Raw genomic sequence first — 6,245 nt, forward strand, 5'->3', positions numbered from 1 at the left:
CGACTCGTACAAGTCCACCGCCCGCTGCCGGAACTCGTCCGTGTAGTTCTTCCTAGCCATCCCTTGGATTCTCGCTTCCCCATCATCGTGCTGGAATCAGCGTGTCCAAGATCAGGGGTCAAGCGCCGTCATAGGTCCAAGTGACATCGGTGGTGTCAAGGCGTCAAAGCAACATGGGGCTCACCACACTGCGCGCCGCCACGCAGCCAGCCGGTGAGGTGGCGCGCAGATGACCCGTCTTGGTGTCGCCTGAGGCGACCGACAGGCTGTCGGGCGGCGCGCTGGCTGCAGCTAGGGCATGTCTCCTAAGCTCGTGCGCAGTCGTGCGTGATTCTGGATGGATGAGTCGACGAAGTGTGTTGTCCGACGCCCAGTGGGAGACTATCCAGCCTCTACTGCCCGCTCAAAAGCCCTGGTCAGGTCGTCCGAGGCGGGACCATCGCCAGGAGATCGAGGGCATCATCTACCGATACCGCTGCGGGATCGCCTGGCGAGACCTCCCCGAGGAGTTCGGGCCCTGGCAGACGGTGTGGAAACGCCACCGGGCTTGGGCCGAGGACGGCATCTGGGACCAGGTCCTTGACGCCCTGCTGGTCCGTGCTGATGCCGAGGGGAAACGGGATTGGTCGGTCGCGGTCGACTCCACGATCTGCCGTGCTCACCAGCACGGGACGAACTTTGAGCGCACCACGGGGGGCACTGTGGAACTACAAGAATCTCCGCTCCGAACCTCCTGATCACGCGCTCGGCCGCTCCCGCGGCGGGCTGTCGACGAAGATCCATCAGCTCGTCGACGGCCACGGCCTGCCGCTGGTGATCCTCTGCGGTCCCGGCCAGGCCGGTGACTCACCGATGTTTGGCCCGCTGCTGGATGCACTGTCGGTAGGTCGGGCCGGGCCCGGTCGGCCCCGCAACCGACCGGACATGCTGCGCGGCGACAAGGCCTACTCCTCCCGCGCCATCCGTTCCACACTCCGCCGCCGCGGCATCAAGTGTGTGATCCCTGAACCAAGTGACCAGCAGAAACACCGTCGCAACCGCGGGTCGCGCGGGGGCCGGCCCGTCGGCCTGGACGTCGAGGCCTACCGCGGCCGTAACGTCGTCGAGCGTGGCTACAGCAACTTCAAGCAGTAGCGCGGGTTGGCCACCCGCTACGACAAACTCGCCCTGACCTACCGAGCTGGAACTGTTCTGAGAGCCACGATCCAGTGGCTCAACCACCTGCTTTAGAGACGTGCCCTAGCCGGATAACTGGCCTTCCCGGCGTCCACGAACCCGAGTGCCATACGGACTCCGCAGGGGGGCTGATGCGCGGGCAGGTCAAGCTGACACATACTCGTGCATCAGTCCCGTCGGAGACTGACGAACACTCCGAGTAAGCGATTCGAACTAGTGACCCGGTTTCGAGACAAGCGGAAGACAGCGACACATCTAGCCAGCGTGCGAACTCCTTCATCGGAACGTCTCGCTGGGGTATACCCAGTGCGGCAGATGTGTCACAAAAGGGTAACTTCGGGCCCTAGTGAGAACCGTGAACCTACGGTCGCGTAACTGTCTTGGGACTGCCGCACCGATAGGTGACATCTTGACCTGACCTATGGGTCGGTTTCCAGTTGACGTCGCTAGCCGATGGTCTTCATGGAAGGCTCATCCCATGCCCCGCCCGTACCCTCCAGAGTTCCGTGCCCGGGCCATCGCTCTGGTCCGCGAAGGCCGACAGGTCAAGCAGACCGCGCAGGCCCTCGGTATCCACGAGGTCACCCTCCACACCTGGCTCCGACAGGACGACATCGACCACGGCCGCCGGTCTGGACTCAGCAGTCGCGAGTCTGCCGAACTCCGCGCGGCTCGCGGTCGCGTCCGGCAGCTCGAGCAGGAGATCGCGATCCTCCGCCGCGCTGCGACATGGCTCGACGAGGAGGGAGGAGTGGACCCAAAAGGGCGCACCCGGTGATCGACAGACTCGTCGACGCCGGAGCTCCAGTGCACACCTGCTGCCGCCTTCTGGGCGTCTCTCGCCAGGGCTACTACCGCTACCGGAAGCGTCCCACCAGCGCCACCGAGCTCCGCCGACGCTGGCTGACTGGACTGATCCGCGAGATCCACATCGCCTCTCGTGGCACATACGGCTACCGCCGGATCCACGCAGAGCTCACCATGGGCATGAAAATTCCCTGCTCGAGCCGACTCGTCTGGGTCCTCATGACCCGCGCGGGGATCGGAGGACTCCCTGGGCCGGCCCGCATCAAGCGCCTCAAGGGAGTCGCCACCGCAGACGACCTGGTGAACCGGAAATTCCATCGCCTCGAACTCAACGAACTGTGGGTCACCGACATCACCGAGCATCCCACCCGCGAAGGCAAGGTCTACTGCGCCGCGGTCCTGGACGCTTGCAGCCGCAAAATCATTGGCTGGGCCATCGACTCCAAGCAGGACTCCACCCTGGTCGTCAACGCCCTGGACATGGCCATTCGAGCACGCCAGCCAGATCCTGGAGGGATCGTGCACGCAGACCACGGAGTCCAGTTCACCTCCTGGGTCTTCACGCAGAAGATCCGCTCCGCGGGCCTGCTGCCCTCGTTCGGGACCGTGGGAGATGGCCTGGACAATGCGATGATGGAATCGTTCTGGTCGAGCATGCAGATCGAGCTGCTGAACCGGAAGAAGTGGAAGACCCGGATCGAACTCGCGAACGCGATCTTCGAGTACATCGAGGTGTTCTACAACCGCCACCGCCGACACTCCTCACTCGAGTACGCGACACCGAACGACTACGACCTCGCCCGCACCCCGCAGGCACTCGCAACCACCGGAAGCTAGTGATCGAGAGTGGAAACCAGGCCATAGGTCAGGTCAAAGTGTCAACCGAACCTTCAGCAGTCCCGATCGATCATGACCTCGGGCCCCTCGACCGCCCCGGAGGTCCGCGGCGCGGTCACCGAGCAGGAGCTGGATCCCCGCTACCTCGGCGGTAGCCTCGCGGCCGTCGAGGTGCTGACCGGGCGGGATGGCGCATACAGCGCGACGCTGGTGCGCGCGCTCCTCGCGGAGGAACAGGAATCGACCAGGGACGCGGTGCCGCTCAACGTCGTCGCCGGGCTCACCGCCGCTGACCCGACGGCACACGGGCCGCGGCTGGGGCGACTGCTGGTGGGTGCGGTTCTCCCGCTCCTGAGTCGCATCATCCAGACGACCCGGTCCGTTCTGATAGGCCAGGGGCGTTGCCGGATGTGATCACCTCCCGGGTCCTGGCAGCTGAGGCGTTGAGACGCTTGCGTAGCGCGGGGTCGGCGTCCTCAAGCTCGTCGGGAATGAGCAGAACCCGAGGCCGCCCGGTCGGGTCGTTCTTCGCATCGGTGATGTACGTCGGGGCCCATGTGACCGTTTTCGCTGAAAAGTCGCCCTCTGGGCCCTCTGCGAACTCGACGTCGACCATCGCCCCGTCGTGGGTTCCCGGACGCTTACCCGGCATGGCGGCAATGAGGTTTCCGGTGCTGTACACCACCCACGTGTCGTTTACCTTCGCTATGGGCTGCACCCAGTGGGGATGCTGTCCGATGACGAGGTCGAACTCGCCGGAGGCCGTGACCTTCTGGGCCATCCACTGCTGATCCTTGTTGGGCTCATGCACATACTCCTCACCTGCGTGCATGTGGAATATCACGATGTCCGCTCCCGCTTCGCGTGCGGCCCGTGCATCGGCAATCGCCTTGTCCGGATCCAGGAGGTCTACAGACCACTCGCGTCCCTGAGGGACGGGAATCTGGTTCGTGCTGAAAGTTTGCGAGACGAGGCCGATGACCACACCGTCATCCGTGGTGAACAGGTCCGGCTCATCGTCTTCGGCGCGCGTCGCGGAAGTCCCGGAGGTGCCGATGCCATGGCGGTGGAGAACTTCGAGCGTCCGATCCAGGCCTTCCCGCCCGTAGTCGACCGAGTGGTTCGAGGCGGTCGTGCACACGTCGAAGCCGGTTGCGGCGATCGCGTCGACCGTCTCCTGTGGAGCACGGAATCGCGGCCACCCGGAGTACGGCCCGCCCAGCTCTGCCAAGGGGACTTCTTGATGACAGATGGCGAGGTCGGCCTCCTCCACGAAGGGTCGAACCGATGCCAGCAACGGCCGGAAGTCGAACCCCTTGTCAGTGCGCGCCGCCTCGAAGAGTGCCGGGTTCCACAGAAGATCCCCTGAGGTGTTCACGGACACCGTCCGCGGTGGCCCTGGGGAACGGTCAGCTGCTGGGCTCCCCGGATCCGCGGCGGCGACGGAGGAACTGGCCGAAGACGTCGAGACCGCAGGGGAAGGACTGACCGACGACGGGCCGGACTCAGGAACCGAGCACGAGGTGGCGGTAGCTGAAATCAAAAGAATTGAAGCGAACGCGGCACAGGTAGCAGTAGCTGAGCGGTGGGGGTGCATATGACCGATGGTATGGCTGACAACACACAAGGGGCGGGCTGGGACTTGGAGGGCGTATCCCACTTCCAGCTGCTCTCCGACGCCCAGTGGGAACTGACCGCCCCGATGCTCCCGACCCGGACCGGCCGGCGAGACCGGCCTCTCGCGGACGCCCCCACGATGGTTGGGGCATCACCTACCCGTCCCGTGGCGGGATCTGCCCGGGGAATTCGTGTCTGGGCAAGAAGGTGTGGGCCCGACGCCGGCGCATGGCCGCCGAGGGCACCTGGGACATGGTCTTGGTCAAGCACCCCGCGGCCGCTGACTCCCAGGCGCTGGAGGACTGGTCTGTTTGAAGTGGACTCCACGACCGCCCGCACCCACCAGCACGCCACGAACACCAGGCGCCACACTTCGGGGCTGGATCGAGCTACACGAATTCGCGTGAGGAGTCTGTCGACCACGGCATCGGCCGCTCCCGGGGCGGGCTGAGCACGAAGATCCACCAGCCCGTCGACGGGGCCGGGCCGCCACTGTCCAGCCTGACCACCCCTGGCCAAGCCGGCGACTCCCCGATGCTGCTGCCCCTGCTGGGCCAGCTGCGCGTAGGCCGGCCGACGGGCCGGCCCCGGACCCGCCCGGAGGCGGTTTTCGGCGACAAGGCGTACTCCTCCCGCCCGATCCGCACGCACCTGCGCTCCCGAGGGATCAAGGCCGTCATCCCCGAGCCGGCAGACCAGCCAAGGCCACCGCCGGCGTCGTGGTTCCCGCGGCGGACGCCCCGTCGGCCTCGACGCGGAGACCTACAAGGGGCGGAACGTGATCGAGCGCCAGTACGCCCACCTCAAGCAGTGACGGGGACTGACAACCAGGTATGACAAGTACGGGATCCTCTACCGCGCCGCCGTGGTGTTGAACGCGGTCCTGACGTGGTCGAAACGATTGTCAGACACGCCCTAGCTGGTTCGACGCAGTTGAACTAAACAGGTCATGACATCTTGGGCGTGGACATCCACAAGGGCCCCAGTATGTTTGTGACCTACTTCACGTTAGGCTGAGTTTATGCATGAGCATCCCGTATCTGACCTTGCCCACGCGTTTGGTCTTGTCGACATTGTCGAGGAATCGCTGTCCCCTTGGTCGCCGGTCTACCGGGCGCGCGTCATCCCGCGCGGTCACACGGAGGCCCGAGACGTTGTTGTGAAGAAGACGGCGGAGGCCCGCGAACGAGCCGAAGGTATGGCGGTGTGGACTCGCATGCTGATGGCGAATGGTTTCCCTGTGGTTGCTCCGATAGGTCTCGACGTACCCAATCCCCAGGCCATTGGCGAGGACTGGTACGTCGTGTATCCCTTCATCGAAGGGCGCCCCTACGCGGCTGGCGACGACGTCGCCGCGCTCGGTGATCTGCTTGGGCGGCTCCACGCGACTCAAGTCCGAACTGGCATTGTCGGCGGGCTACGGACATATTCGTGGCCAGAAGCAACGCGCGACGACGTCGACGCCGATCTTGCAGCTTTCAGAGAGCAGCTACCCCGCGTCCTCGGCGCAGAAGATGCAGCTAGGGCATGTCTGACAATCGTTTGGACCATGCGAGCACAGCATTCAGGACCACAGCGGCCCTGTAGATGATCGCGTACTTGTCATACCGGGTCGCCAGACCCCGCCACTGCTTCAGGTGAGCGTACTGACGCTCGATGACATTGCGGCCCTTGTAGGCGTCCGCGTCGAGGCTGACGGGGCGCCCGCCGCGGGCACCGCGCCGTCTGCGGTGGCCCTGCTGGTCGGCCGGTTCAGGGATGACCGCTTTGATCCCACGGGCACGTAGGTGGGTGCGGATCGCCCGGGA

5 protein-coding genes and 2 pseudogenes are annotated in these 6,245 nt (G+C 65.1%); 5 read left to right on the plus strand and 2 right to left on the minus strand.

Going from position 1 to position 6,245, the window contains the following annotated elements; translation table 11 throughout:
* Positions 1-341: 341 nt before the first annotated feature.
* The 3 genes and pseudogenes from MA879_RS12000 (at position 342) to MA879_RS12010 (ending at position 3,234) form a co-directional block, all read left to right on the plus strand.
* Positions 342-1,230 (plus strand): annotated as a pseudogene (locus tag MA879_RS12000) (IS5 family transposase).
* A gap of 424 nt (positions 1,231-1,654) precedes the next feature.
* Positions 1,655-2,820, plus strand: a protein-coding gene (locus MA879_RS12005) for an IS3 family transposase (RefSeq protein ID WP_248126795.1) whose coding sequence is annotated in 2 segments (ribosomal slippage) — positions 1,655-1,931 and positions 1,931-2,820 — 1,167 coding nt in all. Because the reading frame shifts where the segments join, the coding sequence is not laid out codon by codon here.
* Positions 2,821-2,892: 72 nt separating this feature from the next.
* Positions 2,893-3,234: a hypothetical protein gene (locus MA879_RS12010; protein ID WP_248126798.1), complete on the plus strand. Its 342-nt coding sequence runs from the start codon at positions 2,893-2,895 to the stop codon at positions 3,232-3,234.
* On the opposite strand, the gene MA879_RS12015 is transcribed toward MA879_RS12010, so the two are convergent.
* Positions 3,182-4,198, minus strand: coding sequence for a CapA family protein (locus tag MA879_RS12015; RefSeq protein ID WP_248126800.1), 1,017 nt, complete (start codon positions 4,196-4,198; stop codon positions 3,182-3,184). The two genes, MA879_RS12010 and MA879_RS12015, sit on opposite strands and share 53 nt — an antisense overlap.
* 231 nt (positions 4,199-4,429) lie before the next feature.
* Between MA879_RS12015 and MA879_RS12020 the strand changes: the two are divergent.
* Positions 4,430-5,356: pseudogene (locus MA879_RS12020) on the plus strand (IS5 family transposase).
* 102 nt (positions 5,357-5,458) lie between these two features.
* The gene (locus MA879_RS12720; protein ID WP_418001257.1) at positions 5,459-6,028 is read left to right on the plus strand and encodes a phosphotransferase; all 570 of its coding nucleotides are present in this window, start codon (positions 5,459-5,461) and stop codon (positions 6,026-6,028) included.
* On the opposite strand, the gene MA879_RS12030 is transcribed toward MA879_RS12720, so the two are convergent.
* On the minus strand, positions 5,958-6,245 hold a 288-nt coding region (locus MA879_RS12030; RefSeq protein WP_248126807.1), incomplete at its 5' end, for a transposase. The two genes, MA879_RS12720 and MA879_RS12030, sit on opposite strands and share 71 nt — an antisense overlap.

It is taken from the genome of Micrococcus lacusdianchii (assembly GCF_023155805.1).
GTDB lineage: Bacteria > Actinomycetota > Actinomycetes > Actinomycetales > Micrococcaceae > Micrococcus > Micrococcus lacusdianchii.